26 protein-coding genes are annotated in these 23461 nt (G+C 71.8%); 13 read left to right on the top strand and 13 right to left on the bottom strand.

Annotated elements, in window-relative coordinates:
- Nucleotides 1–67: 67 nt before the first annotated feature.
- Both ACWCP0_RS00685 and ACWCP0_RS00680 read left to right on the top strand, forming a co-directional pair.
- Complete coding sequence (locus ACWCP0_RS00685; RefSeq protein ID WP_451076706.1) at nucleotides 68–1345, top strand: thymidine phosphorylase; 1278 nt, start codon at nucleotides 68–70, stop codon at nucleotides 1343–1345.
- Between the two features lie 176 nt (nucleotides 1346–1521).
- Nucleotides 1522–1956, top strand: coding sequence for an STAS domain-containing protein (locus ACWCP0_RS00680; RefSeq protein ID WP_451076705.1), 435 nt, complete (start codon nucleotides 1522–1524; stop codon nucleotides 1954–1956).
- Here ACWCP0_RS00680 and ACWCP0_RS00675 read toward each other — a convergent pair.
- The 3 genes from ACWCP0_RS00675 to ACWCP0_RS00665 form a co-directional block, all read right to left on the bottom strand.
- Nucleotides 1940–2926, bottom strand: a complete 987-nt coding sequence (locus ACWCP0_RS00675; RefSeq protein WP_451076704.1) for a sigma-70 family RNA polymerase sigma factor — start codon at nucleotides 2924–2926, stop codon at nucleotides 1940–1942. The genes ACWCP0_RS00680 and ACWCP0_RS00675 overlap by 17 nt on opposite strands.
- A 67-nt stretch (nucleotides 2927–2993) precedes the next feature.
- On the bottom strand, nucleotides 2994–3641 hold the full coding sequence (locus tag ACWCP0_RS00670) for a L,D-transpeptidase family protein (protein WP_451076995.1): 648 nt from the start codon (nucleotides 3639–3641) through the stop codon (nucleotides 2994–2996).
- Nucleotides 3642–3809: 168 nt separating this feature from the next.
- On the bottom strand, nucleotides 3810–5090 hold the full coding sequence (locus ACWCP0_RS00665) for an MFS transporter (RefSeq protein WP_451076703.1): 1281 nt from the start codon (nucleotides 5088–5090) through the stop codon (nucleotides 3810–3812).
- A gap of 62 nt (nucleotides 5091–5152) precedes the next feature.
- On the opposite strand from ACWCP0_RS00665, the gene ACWCP0_RS00660 reads away from it, so the two are divergent.
- Nucleotides 5153–6106 (top strand): LysR family transcriptional regulator, encoded by a 954-nt coding sequence (locus ACWCP0_RS00660; RefSeq protein ID WP_451076702.1) that lies wholly within the window; start codon nucleotides 5153–5155, stop codon nucleotides 6104–6106.
- A 101-nt stretch (nucleotides 6107–6207) separates the two neighbouring features.
- Here ACWCP0_RS00660 and ACWCP0_RS00655 read toward each other — a convergent pair whose 3' ends face one another.
- Complete coding sequence (locus ACWCP0_RS00655) at nucleotides 6208–6888, bottom strand: alpha/beta hydrolase (protein WP_451076994.1); 681 nt, start codon at nucleotides 6886–6888, stop codon at nucleotides 6208–6210.
- A 292-nt stretch (nucleotides 6889–7180) separates the two neighbouring features.
- On the opposite strand from ACWCP0_RS00655, the gene ACWCP0_RS00650 reads away from it, so the two are divergent.
- Nucleotides 7181–8365 (top strand): adenosine deaminase, encoded by a 1185-nt coding sequence (locus ACWCP0_RS00650; RefSeq protein ID WP_451076701.1) that lies wholly within the window; start codon nucleotides 7181–7183, stop codon nucleotides 8363–8365.
- A gap of 134 nt (nucleotides 8366–8499) precedes the next feature.
- Nucleotides 8500–8781, top strand: a complete 282-nt coding sequence (locus tag ACWCP0_RS00645) for a hypothetical protein (protein ID WP_451076700.1) — start codon at nucleotides 8500–8502, stop codon at nucleotides 8779–8781.
- 67 nt (nucleotides 8782–8848) lie between these two features.
- Here ACWCP0_RS00645 and ACWCP0_RS00640 read toward each other — a convergent pair whose 3' ends face one another.
- The 5 genes from ACWCP0_RS00640 to afsQ1 all read right to left on the bottom strand — a co-directional run bounded on the left by ACWCP0_RS00640 (nucleotide 8849) and on the right by afsQ1 (nucleotide 12794).
- Nucleotides 8849–9079 carry a PspC domain-containing protein gene (locus tag ACWCP0_RS00640; protein ID WP_451076699.1) on the bottom strand — a complete coding sequence of 77 codons (231 nt, stop codon included), beginning with the start codon at nucleotides 9077–9079 and terminating at the stop codon, nucleotides 8849–8851.
- 89 nt (nucleotides 9080–9168) lie between these two features.
- Nucleotides 9169–9735: a VanZ family protein gene (locus tag ACWCP0_RS00635; RefSeq protein ID WP_451076698.1), complete on the bottom strand. Its 567-nt coding sequence runs from the start codon at nucleotides 9733–9735 to the stop codon at nucleotides 9169–9171.
- 53 nt (nucleotides 9736–9788) lie between these two features.
- Nucleotides 9789–10442: a hypothetical protein gene (locus ACWCP0_RS00630; protein WP_451076697.1), complete on the bottom strand. Its 654-nt coding sequence runs from the start codon at nucleotides 10440–10442 to the stop codon at nucleotides 9789–9791.
- Nucleotides 10439–11998 carry an ATP-binding protein gene (locus ACWCP0_RS00625; RefSeq protein WP_451076696.1) on the bottom strand — a complete coding sequence of 520 codons (1560 nt, stop codon included), beginning with the start codon at nucleotides 11996–11998 and terminating at the stop codon, nucleotides 10439–10441. The genes ACWCP0_RS00630 and ACWCP0_RS00625 overlap by 4 nt, the downstream gene beginning before the upstream one ends.
- A gap of 118 nt (nucleotides 11999–12116) precedes the next feature.
- Nucleotides 12117–12794, bottom strand: coding sequence for a two-component system response regulator AfsQ1 (afsQ1, locus tag ACWCP0_RS00620; protein WP_351229557.1), 678 nt, complete (start codon nucleotides 12792–12794; stop codon nucleotides 12117–12119).
- Between the two features lie 182 nt (nucleotides 12795–12976).
- Between afsQ1 and ACWCP0_RS00615 the strand changes: the two genes are divergently transcribed.
- A complete protein-coding gene (locus ACWCP0_RS00615) occupies nucleotides 12977–13756 on the top strand; it encodes a SigE family RNA polymerase sigma factor (protein ID WP_451076695.1) in 780 nt (259 codons plus the stop codon).
- Between the two features lie 256 nt (nucleotides 13757–14012).
- Here the strand turns inward: ACWCP0_RS00615 and ACWCP0_RS00610 are convergent, their stop codons facing one another.
- Nucleotides 14013–14717, bottom strand: a complete 705-nt coding sequence (locus ACWCP0_RS00610; RefSeq protein ID WP_451076694.1) for a uridine kinase — start codon at nucleotides 14715–14717, stop codon at nucleotides 14013–14015.
- A gap of 57 nt (nucleotides 14718–14774) precedes the next feature.
- Here ACWCP0_RS00610 and ACWCP0_RS00605 point away from each other — a divergent pair, with 57 nt between their 5' ends.
- On the top strand, nucleotides 14775–15098 hold the full coding sequence (locus ACWCP0_RS00605; RefSeq protein WP_451076693.1) for a hypothetical protein: 324 nt from the start codon (nucleotides 14775–14777) through the stop codon (nucleotides 15096–15098).
- A gap of 121 nt (nucleotides 15099–15219) precedes the next feature.
- Here the strand turns inward: ACWCP0_RS00605 and ACWCP0_RS00600 are convergent, their stop codons facing one another.
- The 3 genes from ACWCP0_RS00600 to deoC are packed head-to-tail and all read right to left on the bottom strand — an operon-like array spanning nucleotide 15220 to nucleotide 18542.
- Nucleotides 15220–16116: an aldehyde dehydrogenase family protein gene (locus tag ACWCP0_RS00600; RefSeq protein ID WP_451076692.1), complete on the bottom strand. Its 897-nt coding sequence runs from the start codon at nucleotides 16114–16116 to the stop codon at nucleotides 15220–15222.
- Nucleotides 16113–17588, bottom strand: a complete 1476-nt coding sequence (locus tag ACWCP0_RS00595) for an aldehyde dehydrogenase family protein (RefSeq protein ID WP_451076691.1) — start codon at nucleotides 17586–17588, stop codon at nucleotides 16113–16115. The genes ACWCP0_RS00600 and ACWCP0_RS00595 overlap by 4 nt, the downstream gene beginning before the upstream one ends.
- A 6-nt stretch (nucleotides 17589–17594) precedes the next feature.
- Entirely contained in the window at nucleotides 17595–18542 is a 948-nt protein-coding gene (gene deoC / locus ACWCP0_RS00590; RefSeq protein WP_451076690.1) for a deoxyribose-phosphate aldolase, read from the bottom strand.
- 158 nt (nucleotides 18543–18700) lie between these two features.
- Between deoC and ACWCP0_RS00585 the strand changes: the two genes are divergently transcribed.
- The 6 genes from ACWCP0_RS00585 (at nucleotide 18701) to ACWCP0_RS00560 (ending at nucleotide 23452) form a co-directional block, all read left to right on the top strand.
- Nucleotides 18701–19330, top strand: coding sequence for a class F sortase (locus tag ACWCP0_RS00585; protein ID WP_451076993.1), 630 nt, complete (start codon nucleotides 18701–18703; stop codon nucleotides 19328–19330).
- A gap of 24 nt (nucleotides 19331–19354) precedes the next feature.
- Nucleotides 19355–19990 carry a PH domain-containing protein gene (locus ACWCP0_RS00580; RefSeq protein ID WP_451076689.1) on the top strand — a complete coding sequence of 212 codons (636 nt, stop codon included), beginning with the start codon at nucleotides 19355–19357 and terminating at the stop codon, nucleotides 19988–19990.
- Between the two features lie 327 nt (nucleotides 19991–20317).
- Nucleotides 20318–20521, top strand: coding sequence for a hypothetical protein (locus tag ACWCP0_RS00575; RefSeq protein WP_451076688.1), 204 nt, complete (start codon nucleotides 20318–20320; stop codon nucleotides 20519–20521).
- A 121-nt stretch (nucleotides 20522–20642) separates the two neighbouring features.
- On the top strand, nucleotides 20643–21278 hold the full coding sequence (locus tag ACWCP0_RS00570) for a hypothetical protein (protein WP_451076687.1): 636 nt from the start codon (nucleotides 20643–20645) through the stop codon (nucleotides 21276–21278).
- A gap of 111 nt (nucleotides 21279–21389) precedes the next feature.
- On the top strand, nucleotides 21390–22064 hold the full coding sequence (locus ACWCP0_RS00565; RefSeq protein ID WP_451076686.1) for a response regulator transcription factor: 675 nt from the start codon (nucleotides 21390–21392) through the stop codon (nucleotides 22062–22064).
- Entirely contained in the window at nucleotides 22061–23452 is a 1392-nt protein-coding gene (locus tag ACWCP0_RS00560; RefSeq protein ID WP_451076685.1) for a sensor histidine kinase, read from the top strand. Before ACWCP0_RS00565 ends, ACWCP0_RS00560 begins: the two co-directional genes overlap by 4 nt.
- The last annotated feature ends 9 nt before the right edge of the window (nucleotides 23453–23461 follow it).

Below are 23461 nucleotides of genomic sequence, written 5' to 3'. Positions count from 1 at the left end.
GGCCCCTTCGCTCCCCCACGGCGGAGGGGCCGCGACATTTTCGTACCTGGAAGGAATCCGGAAAGACATGGACGCCATCTCCGTCATCCGCACCAAGCGGGACCGCGGCGAACTCACTCCCGAGCAGATCGACTGGGTCATCGACGCCTACACCCGCGGCGAGGTCGCCGACGAGCAGATGTCCGCGCTGGCGATGGCGATCCTGCTCAACGGCATGAACCGCGCCGAGATCGCCCGCTGGACCGCCGCGATGATCGCGTCCGGCGAGCGCATGGACTTCTCGTCGCTGTCCCGCCCGACCGCCGACAAGCATTCCACCGGAGGCGTCGGCGACAAGATCACCCTGCCGCTGGCACCGCTCGTCGCCGCCTGCGGCGCGGCCGTGCCGCAGCTGAGCGGCCGCGGTCTCGGCCACACCGGCGGCACCCTCGACAAGCTGGAGTCCATCCCCGGCTGGCGGGCGCTGCTGTCCAACGAGGAGATGCTGCACGTCCTCGACACGACCGGCGCGGTCATCTGCGCGGCGGGCGACGGCCTGGCACCGGCCGACAAGAAGCTGTACGCGCTGCGCGATGTCACGGGCACCGTCGAGGCCATCCCGCTGATCGCCTCCTCGATCATGTCGAAGAAGATCGCCGAGGGCACCGGCTCGCTGGTCCTGGACGTCAAGGTCGGCTCCGGCGCCTTCATGAAGAACATCGAGGACGCGCGCGAACTCGCCTCCACCATGGTCGGCCTGGGCACGGACCACGGCGTGAGGACCGTCGCCCTGCTCACCGACATGTCGACCCCGCTCGGCCTCACCGCGGGCAATGCCCTCGAAGTCCGCGAGTCGGTGGAGGTGCTGGCGGGAGGCGGCCCGGCCGACGTCGTCGAGCTCACGCTCGCGCTGGCCGGCGAGATGCTCGACGCGGCCGGCATCAAGGACGCCGACCCGGCGAAGGCGCTGGCCGACGGTTCCGCGATGGACGTCTGGCGCCGGATGATCGCGGCGCAGGGCGGCGACCCCGATGCGGCCCTCCCGGTCGCCCGCGAGCAGCACGTCGTGACGGCCCCCTCCTCGGGTGTCCTCACCCGTCTCGACGCGTACGGCGTCGGCGTCGCCGCCTGGCGCCTCGGCGCGGGCCGGGCCCGCAAGGAGGACCCGGTCCAGGCGGGCGCGGGCATCGAGCTCCACGCCAAGCCGGGCGACACGGTCACCGCCGGCGCCCCGCTGCTGACGCTGCACACGGACACCCCGGAGAAGTTCGACTACGCCCTCGAGTCCCTGGAGGGCGCGTACGACATCGCCCCGGCGGGCACGGCGCACGAGGCGAGCCCGGTGGTGCTGGGACGAATCGCCTGACTTGGGATTTCCTCGTCCGGGTGAACGGGATCGGCGGGTCTCCGCCGGTCCCGTTCGGCATGCCGGCCCCGGTGACGCACCGACACGCTGTCCTGACGTATGCCCATGACCGCATCGGCCTGCGGAGGCAGGACCCACGCGGGGGCACGCCGCGGGGCACGAAGGGGCCCGTGGCGATGAGTTATCGCCACGCCAGGGGTCTCTTCCATGTGGACAGCACAGGACAGCCGATCGTTCTCGAGCTCATCGGCCGGGTCACCCCGGCCGATGTGCCGCTGCTGTGCGCGCATCTGCAGGCACAGGCCGTCACCGCCGGGGATGCCGGTGACGTGATCTGCGAGGCCGGCGGGCTGGTCGTCGCCGACCTCGCGGCCGTCAACGCCATCGCCCGGCTGCGGCTCACGGCGCACCGGCTCGGCCGCGGGCTGCGGCTGAGGAACGCCGGGGCCGAACTCCTCGCGCTCCTCGACTTCGTCGGGCTCGGCGACGACCCGGAGCCGGAGCCGGACGCGGGCCCGGAACCGGACGCGGGCCCGGAACCGGATGCGGACCCCGAGCCGGATGCGGACCCCGAGCCGGACCGGCCGCCCGCGCTCAGTCCTCGCGGCTGAGCCGGTCGGGCAGACCGAAGAGCGGGAACCAGCGCTTGGTGTCCAGGAAGAAGTCCATCCCGCCGATCTTGCCGTCCGAGACATCCAGAACGATCAGCGCCCACGGTTCGTACCCTTCGCCCGACTGGCTCGGGTGGTAGTGCGCGAACGCCGGCGAGCCGTTCGCCACGGTCGGGACCAGCTTCGAGCCGCGGCAGACCTCGCCCACTCCGAGCATCCAGCCCACGATGTCGTCATGGCCGCGCAGCCACAGGTCGTACGGCGGCATGGACATCGTCGCGTCCTCGTGGAGCAGCGCGGTGAGGGCCTTCATGTCGTACCCCTCGAAGGCGGCGACATAGCGCTCCAGGAGCCGCTGCTGCTCCTCGTCGAGCGGGTCGGCCGGGTCGGACTCCCGGGGCTCGGACTCGGCGAGGGTGGCGCGGGCGCGCTGCAGTGCGCTGTTGACCGAGGCGACCGACGTGCCCAGCAGCTCGGCGACCTCGGCGGCCTTCCAGGCCAGCACCTCGCGCAGGATGAGCACGGCGCGCTGCTTGGGCGGCAGGTGCTGCAGTGCCGCGACGAACGCCAGCCGGATCGACTCCCGCTCGACGGCCGTCTCGGCCGGATCGGCCACCGACGGCAGCACGCGCCCGTCCGGAACCGGCTCCAGCCAGGTGATCTCCGGACGGGCGTTGAGCTGGGCCTGCGCCACCGGCGTCGCGGGGGACAGGTCCATCGGGCGGGCCCGGCGGTTGCCCGCGTTCAGCATGTCCAGGCACACGTTCGTCGCGATGCGGTACAGCCACGAGCGCAGGGACGACCTGCCCTCGAACTTCTCGAAGCTCTTCCAGGCACGGACCATCGTGTCCTGGACGGCGTCCTCCGCCTCGAAGGCGGAGCCCAGCATGCGGTAGCAGTAGCCGGTCAGCTCCGTCCGGTACTTCTCCAGCCGGGAGTCGAGATCCTGCGTCGTTGCCAGATCACTCATCGGGTCCACCCCTGTCGCCCTTGGCACCAGCCCTTCGGACGCTACAGGAGGGCACTGACAACGGGGGTCAGGTTCCGGGCTTGCGCCCGTACACGTAGACGTCGTCCCCGTTCTTCAGCAGGTTCCAGTACGCCTTGGCGTCCGCCGACCGCATGTTGACGCAGCCGCCGGATCCCGGGGGGTTGTACATCGACTTGGTGACCGAGTGGAACGCGATCCCGCCGTCGAAGAACTGCGAGTACGGCATCCACACGTGGTAGATCGTCGACCAGTGGTTGAGGTTGCGGTAGTAGATCCTCTTCGAGCCGGTCCGGGTCTCCGCCCCGTCCCGTCCGGTCCGCACGGGCACCGGGCCGTACTTCAGCCGGGAGCCGTCCTGGATCCAGCTCAGCTGCCGGGTCAGGTCCACACAGGCGATGCGGCCCTTGTTGGTCGGACACTTGCCGGCCTTGTTGGGCGTGCTGCCCGCCGCCTTCTGCGCCAGCATCGTGTTCATCGTGCGCCAGGTGATCGGCCCGGCGTAGCCCATCGTCGGCGTGATGCCGTGCTTGGCCTGGAACGCCTTGATCGCCTGGCAGTCGCTCGCCGACTGCCTTCCGTCGACGCGGAGGCCGAGGAACTTCTCGACCTGCTTCTGGTACGGCCCGGTGCTCATGTTGCACGAGGCGGCCTGCGCCGGGGCGGCGCCGAGCGCCAGCGTCAGCGGCACCACCATCCCCGTGATGCCGAGGGCGACGCCGCCCCGTCTCCGTATGTTCGTGATGCTCCTTGCACGTTCCACGGTCACCAACTCCCCTGGGCGCCAGAGCGGTTGCTCTACCGTTGGACGCTTGCAGGGGTGCCGGAGTTGCAGGGAAGTGGCCGTGGATTTCCGGAGATTTCCTCAATGGTGGGCGGCCGCCGTCCTCAGGACGGGCCGCGGCTCCTTCGCCCGGGCCGCGTACGTGCCGTACAGGGTGATCGACACGACGCCGAGGACCGCGAGCAGCCCCAGCAGGACGGTGCCCGCCCAGCCGCCGGAGTGGAAGGCGACGGCGCCGAGCGTGCCGCCCGCGCTGCTGCCCAGGTAGTACGCCGACTGGTAGAGCGCCGACGCCTGGGCGCGGCCGGTCTTCGCGGTGCGGCTCACCTCGGACGAGGCGACCGCATGGCCCGCGAAGAAGCCCGCAGTGATGAGGACCAGGCCGAGCAGGACCGCGGTCAGGGAGTCCGCGAGGGAGAGCAGCAGCCCCGTCGCCGTCGTGCCGACCGCGAGATACAGCGCGCCGCGCCGGCCCATGCGGCCGACGAGCCTGCCGGCCGCCGCGGAGGAGACCGTACCGACCAGGTAGACGAGGAAGACCGAACCGACCACGCCCTGGGCGAGGTTGAAGGGGGCGTCGACGAGGCGGTAGCCGATCACCGTGTAGACCGCGCCGAAGACGGTCATGAAGAGCGCGCCGATCCCGTACAGCCGCATCAGCAGCGGGTCCGAGAGGTGACCGCGGACGGTCTCCGCCAGCGCGCGCGGGTTCAGCGAACCGGGGGCGAAGTGACGTGCCTTCGGCAGCAGCAGCCGGAACGCGACCGTGCAGACCACGGCGATCAGACCCACCGCGGCGAGCGCCGCCCGCCAGCCCCACAGCTGGGCGACCCAGCCGGTGACGATCCGGCCGCTCATGCCGCCGATGCTGTTGCCCGCGACGAACAGGCCGATCGCGGCGATGAGTGCCCTCGGCCGCACCTCCTCGGCGAGATACGCCATCGCCGAGGCCGGGATCCCGGCCAGCGCCGCGCCCTGCACCGCGCGTAGCACGACCAGCCACTCGAGGTCGGGCGCGAGCGGCACCAGCAGTCCGATCGCGGTCGCGACCACCAGCGACACCGTCATCAGCCGCACCCGCCCGAAGCGCTCGGAGAGCGCGCTCAGCGGCAGCACGCACAGGGCGAGTGCGCCGGTGGCCGCGGAGACCGTCCAACTGGCCGCGCTCGCGGTGACGCCGAAGCCGGCGGAGACGGCGGGGAGCAGGGCCTGCGTGGAGTAGAGGAGGGCGAAGGTCGCGACGCCCGCGGCGAAGAGCGCGAAGCTCATGCGGCGGTAGCCGGGCAGGCCGGGGGCGAGCTGAGGGGACGGCGAGGTGAGGGCACCCACGGTGGTGGGCGCCCCGGTACTGGCGGAAGGCATACCTCGAAGGTAGACACGTCCTTCTGATGCGTCCAATGCATGGAACGGCTTTAATCGTTCCCATGGCGCATGACTACAGCTCAGGGGCTCGCCTGTCACCGAGCAGTTACGAAGAAGACATGCGGCTGCTGCTCGCGCCGCGGCTCGCGTACTTCGCCGGGGTCGCCAGGCACGAGCATGTGACCCGGGCCGCGCAGGAGCTGGCCGTGCCGCAGTCGACGCTGTCACGGGCGATGGTCCGGCTCGAACAGGATCTGGGAGTCGCGCTGTTCACGCGCAAGGGGCGGACGGTGTCGCTGACCGCGGCGGGCCGCACCTTCCTCACGGCCGTGGAGCGGGCCCTCGCCGAGGTCGAACGGGCCGCGGAGTCCGTGCGGGCCGACGCCGATCCCTCCGGCGGCAAGGTCGCCTTCGGCTTCCTGCACACCATGGGTTCCGAAACCGTGCCCGAGCTCATCCGCGCCTTCCGCGTCAACCACCCCCGGGTGCGCTTCACGCTCGTCCAGAACTACGGCGAGGCGATGATCGAGCGCCTTCGCGCGGGAGAGCTGGACCTGTGCCTGACCTCGCCGATCCCGGACGCGCCCGACCTGGTCGCCCGCCGCCTCGACGAGCAGCGCCTGCGCCTCGTCGTCCCCGACGACCACCGCCTCGCCACGCGCAAGCGCGTCCGCCTGGCCGAGGCCGCGGACGAGACCTTCGTGACCCTGGAACCCGGCTACGGTCTCCGCCGCATCACCGACGCCCTGTGCGCCGAGGCGGGCTTCGTCCCGCGCGTCGCCTTCGAGGGCGAGGAGGCCGAGACCCTGCGCGGCCTCGTGGCGGCGGGCCTCGGCGTGGCCCTGCTTCCGCCGCCCGCGGTGCCGCGCCCCGGGGTCGTCGAGCTGACGGTGACGGCCCCGCGCGCGGTGCGCGAGGTCGGTGTCGCCTGGCTCGACGGGCATCCGGACACGGCACCGGTGGCGGCGTTCAAGAAGTTCCTGCTGTCGCGGCGCGGGAATCTGCTGCCGGACTGACCCGGCGGGGAGGCGGGCGGCGTCGCGGCGTCGGCGTCGTGGTGCAGCGCCGCAGTGCAGGGTCGTGGTTCGGCGTCGTGGTCTCGGCCGGCGTCGAGGTGTCAGTGCCGCAGCGAGCGCCCGAAGCCCGCCGCGAGCGGCATCCGCAGCCCCAGCGGCGGCGGCGCCGCCAGCGCGTCCGCGACCGGGCGGGCGTACCCGCGTGAGAAGAGCGCGCCGAGGACGAAGTCGGAGGCCAGGGCGAGGACTTCCGTCTGGTACTGACGCAGCGCGTGGCCGTCCGAGTGCACCTCGAAGCGGCAGGTGTCCCGGTTGGACTTCTTCGCGCGCTCGGCCAGCCGGTACGACAGCTCCGGATCCGTACGCGCGTCGTTCGTGCCGTGGACGATGAGGACCTGGCGGCCGGTGAGCTGTTTCACCGGTTCGGGTTGCGCCGCCACGTCTTGCGGGGGCAGCCAAGGGGCGAGAGCGAGCACGGAGTTGACGGCACCGTGCCCGGCTGCGTGCAGCGCGGCGCGGCCGCCCATGCCGTGCCCGGCGAGGCACACGGGGACGTCCCCGTACCGCCGTATCGCCTCGTCCGCCGCCCATGCGGCGTCCGCCGCGAGCCGTGCGTCGGGTCCGTTCCAGCCGCGCCCGCGGTAGCGCACGACGTGGGCGACGAGTCCGTCGGCGCGCCCGGCCCGCGCCAGCGAGCGCGCCAGCGGCAGCGCGGCCGCGTGCGACACGGCCGAAGGCCCGCGTGCCGACTCCGGTTCACCGTCCGGGAGCAGCAGCACCACCCCGCTCACGGCCCCGTCCGCGGGCGTCGGGCCGGCCACCGTTCCCCGGACCGGCCGACCCAGCCTCGGCCGTACCACCGAACTGCCTCCTCGCGTCACGTTCGCTTCGAGACGGGCCTGTGCCGCTCCGGCCTCGGCCGGACGCCCCCACCGCCGGGGCAGTGCGTGGTGTGCCATGGCAGAACAGTCTCAGAAGTGCGGGTGTACTCCACCCGTCCGCACGGTCACTGTTACGTATCGACAGGTGGTTCGTGGAGCCGCCCTCTACGCGCGTAGGGACTAGAGTGCGGAGATGAGGCAGACCACCCATGTGTCATCCCGGGGAACCGCCCCCGGACCTGACAGGCCCACCGCGGACCAGATCCGCCGCGCCCCGAAGGTGCTGCTCCACGACCACCTCGACGGCGGGCTGCGCCCCGGCACGATCATCGATCTCGCCCGCGAGTCGGGCTACGAGTCCCTTCCCGAGACCGAGCCCGACAAGCTGGGCATCTGGTTCCACGAGGCCGCCGATTCCGGCTCGTTGGAGCGATACCTGGAGACGTTCGCGCACACCTGCGCCGTCATGCAGACCCGTGAGGCGCTGACGCGCGTCGCCCTCGAGTGCGCCGAGGACCTCGCCGAGGACGGTGTCGTCTACGCCGAGGTGCGCTACGCCCCCGAGCAGCACCTGGAGGACGGCCTGACCCTCGAAGAGGTCGTCGAGGCCGTCAACGAGGGCTTCCGCGAAGGTGAGCGCCGCGCACGCGCGAACGGGCACCGCATCCGCGTCGGCGCCCTGCTCACCGCCATGCGGCACGCCGCCCGCGCCCTGGAGATCGCCGAACTCGCCAACCGCTACCGGGACTCGGGCGTCGTCGGCTTCGACATCGCGGGTGCCGAGGCGGGCTACCCGCCCACCCGCCACCTCGACGCCTTCGAATACCTCAAGCGCGAGAACAACCACTTCACCATCCACGCCGGTGAGGGCTTCGGATTGCCGTCGATCTGGCAGGCCCTCCAGTGGTGCGGTGCCGACCGCCTCGGCCACGGCGTCCGCATCATCGACGACATCGAGGTCGCCGCCGACGGCACGGTGAAGCTCGGCCGTCTCGCCGCGTACGTACGCGACAAGCGCATTCCGCTGGAGCTGTGCCCGACGTCCAATCTGCAGACGGGCGCGGCCGCTTCGTACGAGGAGCACCCCATCGGACTGCTGCGGCGGCTGCACTTCCGGGCCACCGTCAACACGGACAACCGGCTGATGAGCAACACCAGCATGAGTCGTGAATTCGAGCATCTGGCCGAGACCTTCGGGTACACGCTCGACGACATGCAGTGGTTCACCGTCAATGCGATGAAGTCCTCGTTCATTCCTTTCGATGAACGCCTCGCGATGATCAATGACGTGATCAAGCCCGGCTACGCGGAGCTGAAATCCGAATGGCTGTTCCGTCAGACCGTCACGACCAGCGAGTCTTTCCCCGACGAGAGCTGAGCGCGGGCAGCGGCAAGGGGCCGGGAGCGTCAACTCCCGGCCCTTTTCGTCGGCACGGCCGTTTGCGGCGCGGAGTTCACGCTGGCTAGCTTGCAAAGCCGCTCATATTCCCCCTCCCCAAGGAAAAGTCGCTGATGAAGCACGCTGCCAAGACCCTCGGTGTCGCCGCGCTCGGTGCCGCCTTCGCCGCTGCCGCCGCAGGTACGGCCTCCGCCGCTCCGCAGCTCCCCGAGGTCGGCACCCCGCTCAACGCCGTCTCCCTCCTCCAGAACCCGGCGGTCGCCTCCGCCGTCCAGCAGGCCGTCGAAGGTGCAGGTGCGAACGCGCTGCCGCCGGGGCCCGCCGAGCAGGCCACCGGTCTTCTCGGCCCCGCCGAGGCGGCCACCGGTCTCCTCGGCGGTCTGCCGCTGCGCTGACCCGCGGACGACGAGAGGGGCGCACACCCGGTGCGGGTGTGCGCCCCTGCGCGCTGTCAAGGCGCCGTCACCAGGCGGTCGACGCGCTCTTCTCGGACGGCAGCAGCAGCCACAGCGCCAGGTAGATCAGGAACTGCGGGCCGGGCAGCAGGCACGAGACCACGAAGATCACGCGCATCGTGGTCGCGGAGGTGCCGAAGCGCCGTGCCAGCGCTGCGCACACTCCGCCGATCATGCTCCCCCTACGCCTCCGGCGTGGGAGGTGCCCCCAGTCACGGGGGCGGGCAAGTGCGGCCATGGTGGGCTCCTCGAGTCCTCGACTGGGAGCCACTCACCGGGCTCCCGATGACTCCATGCTCCCGCCGCGAACAGGGACGAAGCGTCGCTCTACGGGGCGATCCCGACCCTCGGAATCGTCGGGGTCGGCCCCTGAGAGGTGTCCTCCCGGAGCAGGGGTCCCCGCTGCTTCCTCGGGCCCGCGGACTGCCTGCGGCGCCTGCGCCGCAGCCGTGCGCGACCCGCGGGGACGACCGCGAGGTGGGCCAGGGCCACGCCCGCCGTGTTCAGCAGCAGCGAGTCCACGTCGACGACCTGACCCGGCACCCCGGTCTGCAGCAGCTCGATGCCCAGCGACAGCAGCGCGCCCGCGGCGACCGTACGGGCCAGCGAGGCCCAGGGGGAGACGACGAGCCGGCCGCCCGCCATCGGCAGCAGCACACCGAGCGGGGCGAGCAGCAGCAGCCCCTCGCCTATCCGGCGGGCCGCCTGCACCGGGCCCAGGGCGAGATCCGCCTTGATGCCCGCGAGCGGCTCAAGATTCGCCGCCGTCACCCACATCACGTCGAGAGGGCGAAGCGTCAGCCATCCCACGAGTGCCAGATGGGCGAGGAGGAGGACGACCCCCGCCACGCGGAAGCGGATGGCGGCACTGCCGCCCGAACCTTGACGCTGCACGACCACCAAGACGACACGACCGGCGGGATCGGTTCCGCCGAGTGACGCGAACGTCAGGAACCACTCGCGGCGGGCAGCGGGCCGACCGTCGGGAGAACGGTCTCGGGGCGCTCCTTGGCCGCGTCCGTGCACCGGTATCCGCGTGGCGCGTACTCCCCGGGTCCGCCCAGGACCACCGTGCCGGAGTCCGCCGCGACCTCGCTCTCCGCGAGCGTGCACACGATCTGCGCGAGCGCGACGGGCGGCAGGTCCTCCGGCTGCCGGGTCAGCCGCAGCGTGCCCTCGGGGTCGCCGTCGCGCGCCGGGGCCACGGTCAGCGGGCCTCGTACGTCGGTGGCGAAGCCTGCCTCGCGCTCGGCCGCGGACGGGTCCGCCTGCAACTGGTCGAGGAGTGTCCTCGCGATGACGCTCCGGTCGCCGGCGGCCTTCTCGGAGACCGTTGCCGTACGGTCCACGGGCTCCAGCGCCGACGCGCACACCAGATACACCCGCACCGGCACGGCCCCCGGCGCGGCCGGCGTGCGCGTCTCCTTGCCGGTCAGCGAGCACGGCACGCGCGACGGGGCGGGGCCCGCGTCGACGGGGACGGAGGTGGTACGGATGCCGCAGCCGGTGGCCGCGGCGGCCACGACGAGAGCGCCGGCGAGCGCGGCGGCACCGCGCCGCAGCCGGGCCCGGGCGCTGCTGACGGTGGTCGTCGCTGTCACGGTGCGTCACCTGCCTCGTGCCCGTCGTTCTCGTCCGCGGGCGTGATGTCCGAGGCGTCGCGCGGGAGGCGGAGCACGAAGACCGCGCCGCCGTCGCCGTCCGTGGTGTTGGCCGCGGTGATGCCGCCGCCGTGGATCAGGGCGTTCTCCATCGCGATCGACAGGCCCAGACCGCTGCCCTCCGAGCGCGGGCGTGAGGCGCTCGCCTTGTAGAAGCGGTCGAAGACATGGGGCAGTACGTCCTCGGGGATGCCGGGCCCGTGGTCCCGTACCTCGATGATCAGCTCGTCCCCTCCCGTGCCGCCGGTCTCCGTACGCACCGACACCCGCACCGGGGAGCCGCCGTGCTTCAGTGCGTTGCCGATCAGGTTGGCCAGGATGACGTCGAGGCGGCGCGGGTCGAGGCGGGCCACGATGCCGCGCTCCGCGTCCAGCTCGACCGCGTCCAGCCAGGCGCGTGCGTCGATGCAGGCGGTGACCTGGTCGGCGACGTCGACGTCGTCGAGGACGAGCCGGGCCGTGCCCGCGTCGAAGCGGGTGACCTCCATCAGGTTCTCCACCAGGTCGTTGAGGCGCCGTGTCTCGCTCACGACCAGCGCGACCGCGGGCGCGATCATCGGGTCGAGGCTCTCCTGCTCGTCCTCCAGGACCTCGGTCACGGCGGTCAGCGCGGTCAGCGGTGTGCGCAGCTCGTGCGACATGTCGGCGACGAAGCGGCGGCTCGACTCCTCCCGCGCGCTCATGTCGGCGACCTTCTTCTCCAGTGACTCCGCCGCGCGGTTGAACGTCCGCGACAGCTCCGCCAGTTCGTCCGTACCGGAGACGTTCAGCCGGGTGTCGAGCTTGCCCTCGCCGAGCTGCCGCGCCGCCTCGCCGAGGCGCCGCACCGGCCGGAGCACGGTCGTCGCCGCGGCATGCGCGATCAGCGCGGAGCCGACCAGCGCCAGCGCCGTGGCGATGCCCAGCGACCAGGCCAGCGAGTTCAGATCCGCCCGCTCCTGGTCCAGTGACTTGAACATGTAGCCCGTCGGCCCGCCGCCGGTGATCCTCGTACCGCCCACCAGATAGGGCGTGTTGCCCTGCTGCGTCCGCAGCCAGAACAGGTGGTACGGGTACGCGTTCCCGGCCGTCACCGGCTGCTGCTCGTTGACCGCGTCCCGTAGCGACTTCGGCACGTCGTCGAGCGTGAACACGTCGGGGTCGGACGCCCCGACGATCGGCTTGCCCGCCTCGCGCTCGCCCAGCAGCACGACGCTGTAACCGGCGTTGCCGCTCGCCATCTGCTCGGCGGTCGTCTGCAGCTCGCTCTGCGTGGGACGCGCGGGCAGCGTCGCGGCCCGGTTCTGCATCTCCTGCCGGAAGTCGCCCAGCGCCGCGTCCTGCGTACGCGTCAGTACCGCCTCGCGGTTGAGCCAGTACGCGATCCCCGAGGCGGACACCGCGGCCGTCAACGCGACCAGGCCGAACACGACGACGAGCCGCAGCCGCAGGCTGGTCCACCCGAATCCCGCGAGTATGCCTCTCTTCGCGGAACCCTTTTTCTCGGCCTGCGTCACCGCGCCGTCCCGTTCTCACCCAGAGCTGACGCCTGGGAGGGGGGCCCATCTCCGACCGCGCGACGCAGAAGTGCGGCCATCGTGGACGGCTGCGGCCCGGCGGCCGCGCGTGCGTCGCTCACTGAGGAGCGTCCAGTCGGTAGCCCACGCCACGGACCGTACGGATCAGGGTCGGCGAGGACGGCACGTCCTCCACCTTCGCCCGCAGCCGCTGCACGCACGCGTCCACCAGGCGGGAGTCCCCCAGGTAGTCGTGCTCCCACACCAGCCGCAGCAGCTGCTGACGCGACAGCGCCTGGCCCGGGCGGCGGCTCAGCTCCAGCAGAAGCCGCAGCTCGGTCGGCGTGAGCTGCAGATCCTCGCCGTTCTTGGTGACCGTCATCGCGGAACGGTCGATCACCAGCGAGCCGAAGGTCGCCGAGTCCGTAGACTCGCGCTCACCGCGCCGCAGTACGGCCCGGATACGTGCGTCCAGGACACGGCCCTGCACGGGTTTGACCACATAGTCGTCGGCTCCGGACTCCAGCCCGACCACGACGTCGATGTCGTCGCTGCGCGCGGTCAGCAGGATGATCGGCAGCTGGTCCGTGCGCCTGATCCGCCGGCACACCTCGAAACCGTCGATGCCGGGCAGCATCACGTCCAGCACGATCAGATCCGGCCGCTGCTCACGCAGCAGCTTCAGGCCGTCCTCTCCCGTCGCCGCGGTGGCCACACGGTGGCCCTGGCGTGACAGCGAGAGTTCGAGGGCCGTGCGGATGGCGTCGTCGTCCTCGATCAGCAACAGGAAAGGCACGGAGGTCATTCTGACTCATGGGGGAGCCGGAGTTCGACAGTTGGGACGCCTCCCGCCACGACGTGGCCCTGTGACAGCCCTGTGACAGTCGGCGGACACCGGCGTGAAGGTGCCCGGGCAATCTTTTTCGCACAGGGCCGGAAGACGACCCGCAGCCGACTCCAACCGACGGGGGGCGCGAGATGAACGCACTGCACAGCACCACGTCAAGCGCAGTTGTCACGCGTCTGCACGACGTCGTGCGGAGCACCGAGAAGTCCGGCGCCGTGAACGGGCGGGGGTGCGTTCGCGGCGCCGGGCGCCAGCACAAGGCGTCGACGCCGGCCACGACGTACATCACGGTCGTCGACACCACGCACGAGGGGGGCCACGGGGGGTCCGCGTACGGGGAGGCCGAGGGGGAGCGGACGGGGTCGCCCCTGACGGAGGCAAGGGGTCTGTCGGAGGCGGAGTTCACCGCCTACGTGCAGGAGCGCCGCGCCTCCCTGTACGCGACCGCGTACCACCTGACCGGCGACCGGTTCGAGGCCGAGGACCTGCTGCAGAGCGCGCTCTTCTCGACGTACCGGGCGTGGGATCGCATCAGCGACAAGGCCGCGGTCGGCGGCTATCTGCGCCGGACCATGACCAACCTGCACATCAGCGCGTGGCGCCGCCGCAAGCTGAACGAGTACCCGACCGAGGAGCTCCCGGAGACGGTGGGCGAGACGGACGCGATGCGCGGCACGGAACTGCGGGCGGTGCTGTGGCAGGCGCTGGCGCGGCTGCCCGAGCTGCAGCGCACGATGCTGGTGCTCCGCTACTACGAGGGCCGCACGGATCCCGAGATCGCGGACATCCTCGACATCAGTGTCGGCACGGTGAAGTCGAGCATCTGGCGGTCGCTCCGCCGGCTGCGCGAGGACCAGGTCCTCAGCTTCGGCCGTGACGAGGAAGAGTCCTTCGGCGAGCTGGTGGCCTGAGGGAGTACGGGGGGAACACGGGGGACACGGGGGAGCCCGGGGCCGGTCAGGACCGAGAGGTCCTGGTCGGCCCCGGGGTCGTTGTGCGGTGACCCCGGAGCGGCCCCCGACGGCAACTCATTCGTGCCGGGTCACCCCGACCATCAAGCCCGTCCGGCGTTCGAGGACGGACGCGCGGGCCGCTGACCCGGCACGAGGCACCTGGACAGGCCCCACGCCGCGGCTGCGGCACCGGCTCACGCCGTACCCGTAGCGGCTACGCCTCGCTTGCCGCAGGCGTACGGCGGCAGCGGCCCGCCGCCGCGGCGGCGAGGCGGCCGAGGGCCTCCTCCTTGCCGCACGGGTGGGCGCCGAGCGCGGCCTGGCGGGCGACGATGCCGCGTTCCAGGCGCATGAGGCGCCAGCCGCGGCGGAGCAGGAACGCCACGGACTTGCGGCCCTCGCGCAGGTCGCGCAGCAGGCGTCGGCGGAAGGTCGTGGAAGGGCGCCCGCGCAGGCACAGCGCGTCGGCCAGTACCCCCGCCTGCCGGCAGGGGTCGACGATCTCCGCCGCGAAGATGCCCTCGGCGACGAAGAGCGGGGTGCGCTCGATGTCGAGGGTCTCGGTCCCGGCCCGCGAACTGGTGGCGATGTCGTAGACGGGAACGGTCGTACGTCCCGTACGGCACAGCTCCACAACCGCGTCGACCGCCGCGTCCGCGTCCCAGGACGCCGGGGAGTCCCAGTCGATGTCCGTGCTGCCCGTGATCAGCGGGAGCGTGGGGTCGTCCGCTTCCTTGTAGAAGTCGTCGAGGCGCAGCACCGGGAGGCCGGAGCGGGCGGCGAGGGACGACTTGCCGGAACCCGAGGGCCCGGTGAGCAGGACGACGCGCGTCGGAAGGGGTTGGGAATTCACGGGACACCAGTCTGGGGCATTCAGCCGTGTGGGGGACCCCTCGGAGGTCCCGTTGGTATCGAGCATCACACCGGAACTACGCTGCGTGCTCCAGCTGTCACTTCTCGTCGAGGCAGGATTCTCATGGCACGTCCCACATTGCTCAGATCGGCCGGTCTCACCGTCACCGCGCTCGGTGCGGCGCTCGGCGCCGGTGCCGGCGTGGCGCAGGCGGGTCAGGCGGGCGACCTCGACCCGGCGGCGGCGCTGCGGACCACCGCGGCGACCGCCGAGCACCTCCCGCTGAACCCGCTCGCGAACACCGGCGTGGACCCGCTCGACAACGGCGTCGCCACCCAGGGCGCAGGCTTCAAGGGGGTCAACACCCGGACCCTCACCGGCGACCTGGCCAGTGCGCCGGACCTCCCGGTCGCAGGCCCGCTGCTGGGCGGCCTGCTGCCCGGCTGACGGACCCGTCGGCCCGGCGGACACGAGGGGCCCGCAGGAAGCTTCCTGCGGGCCCCTCGTCGCTGCACGGCAGGGTCGCTGTGCGGAGGTCTCGCGCGGTGTACGGCGGTCTCGCTGTACGTCAGTACGCCGAGCCGGACGCGCCCAGCGAACCCGTCGGGTGCCACACCGTCTTCGTCTCCAGGAACGCGGTCATGCGCCGCGTGCCCGGGTCGGCGGACCAGTCCTCGTCGCGCGGGCGCAGCATCCGCTTGAGGTTGTCGGCGGCGGCGACCTCCAGCTCCTTGGCCAGCTGCTCGTCCGCGCCGGTCAGGTCGATCGCGTTGACGTCCTGGTGGGCGGCGAGCGGGGCCGCGATCTCGGCCGTGCGGCCGGAGAGGACGTTGACCACGCCGCCGGGCAGGTCGGACGTCGCCAGCACCTCGCCCAGCGAGAGCGCCGGCAGCGGTGCCTGCTCCGAGGCGATCACGACGACCGTGTTGCCGGTCGCGATCGCCGGGGCGATCACCGACACCAGGCCCAGGAACGACGACCTCTGCGGCGCCAGGACCGTGACCACACCGGTCGGCTCGGGCGTCGACAGGTTGAAGAACGGGCCCGCGACCGGGTTCGCCCCGCCCACGATCTGGCCGATCTTGTCCGTCCAGCCCGCGTACCAGACCCAGCGGTCGATCGCGGCGTCCACGACCGCGCCGGCCTTGGACTTCGACAGGCCCTCGGCGTCGGCGACCTCGCGCACGAACTGGTCCCTGCGGCCCTCCAGCATCTCGGCGATGCGGTAGAGGATCTGGCCCCGGTTGTACGCGGTCGCGCCCGACCACGCGCCGAACGCCTTGCGCGCCGCGACGACCGCGTTCCGGGCGTCCTTGCGGGAGGACAGCGGTGCGTTGGCCAGCCAGTTGCCCTTGGAGTCGGTCACCTCGTACACCCGGCCGCTCTCGCTCCGGGGGAACTTGCCCCCGACGTACAGCTTGTAGGTCTTGAAGACGGACAGACGCGTCTGCTCGACGGGACTCACTTGCGCTCCCCCTCCGGGGTCGACGGGGCGAGGTAGGCCTCCAGACCGTGGCGGCCGCCCTCGCGGCCGAAGCCCGATTCCTTGTAGCCGCCGAAGGGCGAGGTCGGGTCGAACTTGTTGAAGGTGTTGGCCCACACCACACCCGCGCGGAGCTTGTTCGCCACCGCGAGGATGCGGGAGCCCTTCTCCGTCCAGATGCCCGCCGACAGGCCGTACTGGCTGTTGTTGGCCTTGGCGACGGCCTCGTCCGGCGTACGGAACGTCAGGACCGACAGCACCGGGCCGAAGATCTCGTCGCGGGCGACGGTGTGCGCCTGCGTGACGTTCGTGAAGAGCGTCGGCGCGAACCAGTAGCCGGACGACGGCAGTTCGCACGGCGCGGTCCAGCGCTCGGCGCCCTCGGCCTCGCCGGTCTCGGTGAGGGCCGTGATCCGGGCCAGCTGCTCGGCCGAGTTGATCGCGCCGATGTCGGTGTTCTTGTCCAGCGGGTCGCCGAGGCGCAGGGTCGCGAGGCGCCGCTTCAGCGAGTCGAGCAGCTCGTCCTGGATCGACTCCTGTACGAGCAGACGCGAGCCCGCGCAGCAGACCTGGCCCTGGTTGAAGAAGATGCCGCCGACGATGCCCTCGACGGCCTGGTCGATGGGGGCGTCGTCGAAGACGATGTTGGCGCCCTTGCCGCCCAGCTCCAGGGTGACCTTCTTGTCCGTACCGGCCACGGAGCGGGCGATGGCCTTGCCGACCGCCGTCGAACCGGTGAAGGCGACCTTGTCGACGTCCGGGTGCCCGACGAGCGCGGCGCCCGTGTCCCCGTAACCGGGAAGGATGTTGACGACACCCTTCGGCAGCCCGGCCTGACGGCAGATGTCCGCGAAGAACAGGGCGGACAGCGGGGTGGTCTCGGCGGGCTTCAGGACCACCGTGTTGCCGGTGGCGAGCGCCGGGGCGATCTTCCACGCGAGCATCAGCAGCGGGAAGTTCCACGGAATGACCTGCCCGGCGACGCCCAGCGGACGGGGGTTCGGGCCGTAGCCGGCGTGGTCGAGCTTGTCGGCCCAGCCCGCGTAGTAGAAGAAGTGCGCCGCGACCAGCGGGAGGTCCGCGTCGCGGGTCTCCTTGATCGGCTTTCCGTTGTCCAGGGTCTCCAGGACGGCCAGCTCACGGCTGCGCTCCTGGATGATCCGGGCGATACGGAAGAGGTATTTGGCGCGCTCGGAGCCCGGCAGCGCGGACCACTTCTCGAACGCCTTGCGCGCGGCCCTCACGGCGCGGTCGACGTCCTCGGCACCCGCCTGGGCGACCTCGGAGAGGACCTCCTCGGTGGACGGGGAGACCGTCTTGAAGACCCTGCCGTCGGCGGCGTCGGTGAACTCGCCGTCGATGAACAGGCCGTACGACGGCGCGATGTCGACGACGGACCGGGACTCGGGAGCCGGTGCGTACTCGAATACGGATGTCTGCTTGTCCATGGTCATGGGGTCTCAGTCCACCGTCACGTAGTCGGGGCCGGAGTAGCGGCCGGTGGCCAGCTTCTGGCGCTGCATCAGCAGGTCGTTGAGCAGGCTGGACGCGCCGAAGCGGAACCAGTGGTTGTCCAGCCAGTCCGCGCCCGCGGTCTCGTTGACCAGCACCAGGAACTTGATCGCGTCCTTGCTGGTGCGGATGCCGCCGGCGGGCTTCACGCCCACCTGCACTCCAGTCTGCGCCCGGAAGTCGCGGACGGCCTCGAGCATGAGCAGGGTGTTCGCCGGGGTCGCGTTGACCGCGACCTTTCCGGTCGACGTCTTGATGAAGTCGGCCCCGGCCATCATGCCGAGCCAGGAGGCGCGGCGGATGTTGTCGTACGTGGACAACTCGCCGGTCTCGAAGATGACCTTCAGGCGAGCGGCGCCCGAGGTCTCCTTCACGGCCCGGATCTCCTCGAAGACCTTCATGTAGTTGCCCGCGAGGAAGGCGCCGCGGTCGATCACCATGTCGATCTCGTCTGCCCCGGCGGCGACGGCGTCGCGGGTGTCCGCGAGCTTCACGTCGAGCGCGGCGCGGCCGGCCGGGAAGGCGGTGGCGACGGAGGCGACCTTGACGTCCGCGCCCTGCAGGGCGGCCTTGGCGGTGGCCACCATGTCGGGGTAGACGCAGACGGCGGCCGTCTTCGGGGCCGTACGGTCGGTCGGATCGGGATGGACGGCCTTGGCCGCGAGCGCCCGGACCTTGCCCGGGGTGTCCGCGCCTTCCAGCGTCGTCAGGTCGATCATCGAGATGGCCAGGTCGATGGCGTACGCCTTGGCCGTCGTCTTGATCGAACGGGTGCCGAGAGACGCGGCGCGCGCTTCCAGGCCGACGGGGTCGACACCGGGGAGCCCGTGCAGGAAGCGGCGCAGTGCGCTGTCGGACGAGGTCACGTCAGCGAATGCAGGTGCAATGGTGGGCATGGTCACCAGGGGAGCATATCTACGCGCGTAGCGGCCTGTACACCCCAGAAGGCGATTCAGGTGCGAATTCGCAGGTGGACACGTGTGTACGTGACGCCTTTCACACTTCTGCGACATGGACCGGACGAATCCTGCACGCGTGATCACCGACGTCGTTTCTGCAGCCTGCCAGACGCATCGCCGCCGCGCTGCTCACCCTCACGGCCCCGGCCGCCGCCGGAGCCGGATTCGCCGGCCGTGACTCCGATGCCGGGAACGCCTGGTCCGCACAGCCCGCGGTCCCGACCGCCCAGGTGAGGCCCGCCACCGCCGCGCCGGCGACGGGGGCTGCGCCGAGGGCGAAGTCGAAGCCGGTCCGGGTCCGGATTCCCGCCGCCGGGGTCGACACCGGGCCCGTACCGGAGCTCGGCCTCGCCGCCGACGGCAGCGTCGAGGTGCCGTCCGTGGCGGACGCGGACCGGATCGGCTGGTACGGCCCGGGCGTCACGCCCGGCGAGACCGGACCGGCCGTCCTGATCGGCCACTTCGACACGGTGAAGGGCCCGGCCGTGCTGAAGGACGTCGCCAAGGTCCGCGTCGGGGGCGAGATCAGTGTCGCGCGCGCCGACGGCAGCACCGCCGCCTTCCGGGTCCGGGAGCTGGAACAGGTGAGCAAGAAGGCCTTCCCGACGCGGAAGGTCTACGGCGACACCGCCCGTCCCGAGCTGCGGCTCATCACCTGCGGCGGGGAGCTCACCGACGGCCACCGGCCCGACAACATCATCGTGTACGCCGATCTCGTCCCCTGAGACGCGTGAGGCAGAATCAGGAGCATGACGAGCCGCGCCCCCGACCCCGAGCCGACCTACGCCGACCGCGTCTTCCGGTCGAAGCCCGCCATGGCCGCCGGTGCGCTGATGCTGGCGCTGGTCTGCTGGATCGGCGTGGACGCGCTGGTGCGCGGCGAGGGCCGCACGCCGTGGCTGGGGCTCGCGGGGCTGCTCTTCGTGGTGCCTTTGATCGTCGCGTTCACGCTGCGGCCCGCCGTGTACGTGAATGACGACCGGCTGCGGATCAGGAACCCGTTCCGCACGATCACGGTTCCCTGGGCGGCGATCGCGGATGTGCGCGCCGGCTACTCCAGCGAGGTCTTCACGCAGAAGGGCGTCAAGTACCAGCTGTGGGCCGTGCCGGTGTCGCTGCGGCAGCGCAAGCGGGCCGCCCGCCGCCAGGCGATGGCCGCCCACGACGACCCCCACGGCCGTACGTCCGTGACCGCGGACGTCACCGACTCCACGTCCCGCCTGGCGCCCGCCGACCAGACGGTCGCGGACCTGCGGGAGCTGGCCGAGCGCAGCGCCGGCCGCCCGGGTGCGCAGGGGGAGCCGCAGGTGCGCTGGGCCTACGAGGTCATCGGTCCCGCGGCGGCAGGTGCGGTTGCCCTCGTGGTGCTGCTGGCCACCGGCTGAGCCGGGCGAACGCCGGTCCGCCACGCGGTCCCGCTCATCACTCGTCCTGCTCATCACTCGTCCTGCTCATCACGGTCCTGCTCATCACCGGTCCGCCACGCCGGTCCCTGCAGGGCATTCCCGCTGCACACGTCGGGCCCACGCCGGTCCCTGCAGGGCATTCCCGCTGCACACGTCGGGCCCACGCCGGTTCCGCCCCACGCGCGCCCCACACGCATGGGTCCTGTCGCGCTCCGCTTCCGCTGCGGGTCCGTCCCGTCACCTGTCTCCGCAGGTGGGCGCCGGCTGGTCCCTCGTACGCCCCTCGCGGGGCAGGGGACGGGAGCCATGGTCGCGCAGGTCTCGCGCCGCAGGGCGAACGCACCGGACTCCCACGCCCTCCTCCACGCCCAATCCGGGGCGGCGCCGCCGGCGGGCAGCGCGTTCGCCACCGGCTTCCACCTCACCGCGGGCGCCCTGGCGGCCGTCGCACCGACCCAGACCCTGCTGAGCGCCTCCGGGCGGGCGGCAAGCCGCGCGGCGCAGCCGTAGCGGCCACACGCGTATTAAGGCGTTTCTAAGCTTTCCCGAGAGTTCCGCTGAGCCGGGGGTGGTCTGCTCGCTGATGGGCGACGGCAGAAGCCGCGCACCCGCACAGCGAAGGAGAACGAGCATGCGCATCAACGCGCGTTGGGTCGCCGCGGCAGCGGTGTTCGCCGCGGTGACCGGGGTGACGACCGGCTCGGTGGCGGCCTCCGCGGCCACGCCGGGTACGAGCAGCCCGGCCGCGGACCGGCAGGACCAGGCCGGGGCCGGGGCCGACGGCGAGGGCGACAAGGGCAAGGGGTGCGTCGTCATCCCCGAGAAGCTCACCGAGGAGGAGCGCGCGAGGCTCAAGGAGAAGCTGGAGAAGGCGCGCGAGGCGAGGAACGAGTCGCCGGCGAAGCTCACCGAGGAGGAGCGCGCGAAGCTGAGGGACACGTTCGAGGAGGTGCCCAAGAAGCTCCGGGAACTGACCGAGGAGGAGCGCGCGCGGGTCGAGGAGAAGATCAGGAAGGCGCGCGAGGTGGCGCCCGAGAAGCTTCCGCGGCTGATCGAGGAGCAGCGCACGACGCTCAGGGAGAAGCTGGAGAAGGTACGCGAGGAGGCAGGCAAGGAGGGGGCGCAGGGGCCCGGCAGGAAGCTCCGCGAGGGGCTGGTCTGCCACGTGGAGAAGGACGGAACGGGCAGGGACGGCAAGCTGCCGAAGCTCGCTGACGCCCTGACCGAGGTGTGGAAGGACCTGCGGGAGCACAAGCCGGACAACTGACCGGGTGTCGGCCGGAGCGTGTGCGCCCCGTCGCCCGCGCCGGCCGTCCCCCCGCCGTTTTACCTGCCGCCCTTGGCGAACCCCGATCCAGCAGTACGGAGATTTACGGCCATGCGTGTGATGGTGGTGGACGACGACGCGGCGGTGCGCCTCTCGCTGACCCGCGCCCTGACCAGGGACGGGTACGAGGTCTCCGAGGCCGCGAACGGAAACGCGGCCCTGGAGGTCTATGCGGGCGCCCGCCCGGACGCCGTCGTACTCGACGTGCTGATGCCCGAGCCGAACGGGCTGGAGATCTGCCGCCGGATCAGGTCGCGCGGCGACCGCACCCCGATCCTCATGCTGACGGCCCGCGACCTGGTCGAGGACCGGGTCGCCGGACTGGATGCGGGTGCCGACGACTACCTGGTCAAGCCCTTCGCACTGGACGAGCTGAGAGCGCGGATCCGGGCCCTGCTGCGGCGCGGCGGCGCCGCGCAGGAGGAGGTGATCCGCTTCGCGGACCTCGAGTTCGACGTGGCCGCCTGCCGGGCGAGGCGTGGCGGCCGGGTCCTCGATCTGACCCGGACCGAGTACGCGCTGCTCGAGCTCTTCGTCCGCAATCCGCGGCGGGTGCTCAGCAGGTCGCTGATCTTCGACGCGGTCTGGGGGTACCACTTCGGCCCCTCCTCCAACGCCCTGTGGGTCTACATCAGTTATCTGCGCGGCAAGCTGGAGTCCGGGGGAGAGCCCCGGCTGATCCAGACGGTCCGCGGCCTCGGCTACGTCCTGCGGGAGGAGCCGTGAGCCTCGGCAACCGGGTCGCCCTCGCGGGCGGTGTCGTGGTGTGCGCGGCCCTGCTGCTCGCCTCGCTGGTCCTCTATCCGACGCTCAGCGCCAATCTGCACCGGCAGTACGAGAGCACCCTGGTCTCCGCCGCCGACCGCGACGCCGGGGCCCTGTTCGACGCTCTGGTACGCAAGAAGAAGGCGGCGGCGGAGGGCGCGCGGCGGCAGGGCGGTGCGGCGCCCCGGAAGCCGAACGCCACCGAACTCGTCCCGCGCAAGCCGGTGAAGATCGGCTCGACCCTGCTGCAGTTCCTGCCCCTCACGGCCGGCGAGGGTCCCACCACGGGCTTCATCGAGGTCACCGAACGGGACATGCTGGTGGCCCTGGGCAAGACGGAGCCCTACTTCCAGGACGCCGAGTACGGGGGCTCGCGGTACCGGGTCTACACGGCGTCGCTGGCCGGCGCGGACGGGATCCTCGTACGGACGGCCGTGCCGGAGTCGGTCTTCGAGTCCACCCTCGACGAGATGAAGGCGCTGCTCGTCGCGATCACCGTCGGCGGGAGCCTGCTCGCCGCGGCCGCCGCCCGACTCGCCGCCGGACGGGTGCTGCGCCCCGTACGCCGTCTCACCGACACCGTCGAGCACGTGGCGCAGACCCAGGACCTGACGGCGCGGATCGACATCGGCGGCCGGGACGAGATCGCCCGCCTCGCCCGCTCCTTCACCGCGATGATGACCGCCGTCGACGAGTCGGTGCAGGCCCAGCGGCGGCTGGTCGCCGACGCGTCCCATGAGCTGCGGACGCCGCTGACCAGCCTCACCACCAATCTCGAACTCCTCGACGAGGCCCAGGGGGTGGCCGATCCACACGCCCCCGCGCTGGTGCGCGAGGCGCGCATCCAGGCCGAGGAGCTCAAGCTGCTCGTCAACGACCTGGTGGACCTCGGCCGCTACGGGCACGCACCGGTCCACACCGAGGACACCCGGCTGGACCTCGTGGCCGAGCGGGTGGCGGCCCGCGCCGCCGCCCGCTCCCCCCGCGTCTCCCTCCGCACGGAGCTCTCCGAGTGCCTCGTGCACGCGGACCCCGACGCGCTGGAGCGTGCCGTCGGCAACCTCGTCGACAACGCGGTCAAGTGGAGCCCCGACGACGGCCACGTACTGGTCCGCGTGACGTCCTGCGGCACCGTCACGATCAGCGACCAGGGGCCCGGCATCCCGGCGGCGGACCTGCCGTACGTCTTCGACCGCTTCTACCGCTCACCGGCGGCGCGCTCGCTGCCCGGCTCGGGGCTCGGCCTCGCCATCGTGCGCCAGGTCGCCGAGACGTACGGCGGCAGTGTCGCCGCCGAGCCGCTGGAGAGGGGTCTGCGGATGCGCCTCTCGCTGCCGGTCCTGGTCTGAGCCTTCCAC

The sequence above is a fragment of the Streptomyces sp. NPDC001970 genome, from assembly GCF_053594115.1.
Note: the sequence above shows the minus strand (reverse complement) of the source record. Positions and strands in the feature narration are given on the sequence as shown.

Coding starts and splice junctions, on each gene's coding strand:
- ACWCP0_RS00685 (WP_451076706.1), top strand. CDS start 68: ATGGACGCCATCTCCGTCATCCGCACCAAGCGGGACCGCGGCGAACTC.
- ACWCP0_RS00680 (WP_451076705.1), top strand. CDS start 1,522: ATGAGTTATCGCCACGCCAGGGGTCTCTTCCATGTGGACAGCACAGGA.
- ACWCP0_RS00675 (WP_451076704.1), bottom strand. CDS start 2,926: ATGAGTGATCTGGCAACGACGCAGGATCTCGACTCCCGGCTGGAGAAG.
- ACWCP0_RS00670 (WP_451076995.1), bottom strand. CDS start 3,641: ATGGTGGTGCCGCTGACGCTGGCGCTCGGCGCCGCCCCGGCGCAGGCC.
- ACWCP0_RS00665 (WP_451076703.1), bottom strand. CDS start 5,090: ATGCCTTCCGCCAGTACCGGGGCGCCCACCACCGTGGGTGCCCTCACC.
- ACWCP0_RS00660 (WP_451076702.1), top strand. CDS start 5,153: ATGGCGCATGACTACAGCTCAGGGGCTCGCCTGTCACCGAGCAGTTAC.
- ACWCP0_RS00650 (WP_451076701.1), top strand. CDS start 7,181: ATGAGGCAGACCACCCATGTGTCATCCCGGGGAACCGCCCCCGGACCT.
- ACWCP0_RS00645 (WP_451076700.1), top strand. CDS start 8,500: ATGAAGCACGCTGCCAAGACCCTCGGTGTCGCCGCGCTCGGTGCCGCC.
- ACWCP0_RS00640 (WP_451076699.1), bottom strand. CDS start 9,079: ATGGCCGCACTTGCCCGCCCCCGTGACTGGGGGCACCTCCCACGCCGG.
- ACWCP0_RS00615 (WP_451076695.1), top strand. CDS start 12,977: ATGAACGCACTGCACAGCACCACGTCAAGCGCAGTTGTCACGCGTCTG.
- ACWCP0_RS00610 (WP_451076694.1), bottom strand. CDS start 14,717: ATGCTCGATACCAACGGGACCTCCGAGGGGTCCCCCACACGGCTGAAT.
- ACWCP0_RS00605 (WP_451076693.1), top strand. CDS start 14,775: ATGGCACGTCCCACATTGCTCAGATCGGCCGGTCTCACCGTCACCGCG.
- ACWCP0_RS00595 (WP_451076691.1), bottom strand. CDS start 17,588: ATGACCATGGACAAGCAGACATCCGTATTCGAGTACGCACCGGCTCCC.
- deoC (WP_451076690.1), bottom strand. CDS start 18,542: ATGCCCACCATTGCACCTGCATTCGCTGACGTGACCTCGTCCGACAGC.
- ACWCP0_RS00580 (WP_451076689.1), top strand. CDS start 19,355: ATGACGAGCCGCGCCCCCGACCCCGAGCCGACCTACGCCGACCGCGTC.
- ACWCP0_RS00575 (WP_451076688.1), top strand. CDS start 20,318: ATGGTCGCGCAGGTCTCGCGCCGCAGGGCGAACGCACCGGACTCCCAC.
- ACWCP0_RS00570 (WP_451076687.1), top strand. CDS start 20,643: ATGCGCATCAACGCGCGTTGGGTCGCCGCGGCAGCGGTGTTCGCCGCG.
- ACWCP0_RS00565 (WP_451076686.1), top strand. CDS start 21,390: ATGCGTGTGATGGTGGTGGACGACGACGCGGCGGTGCGCCTCTCGCTG.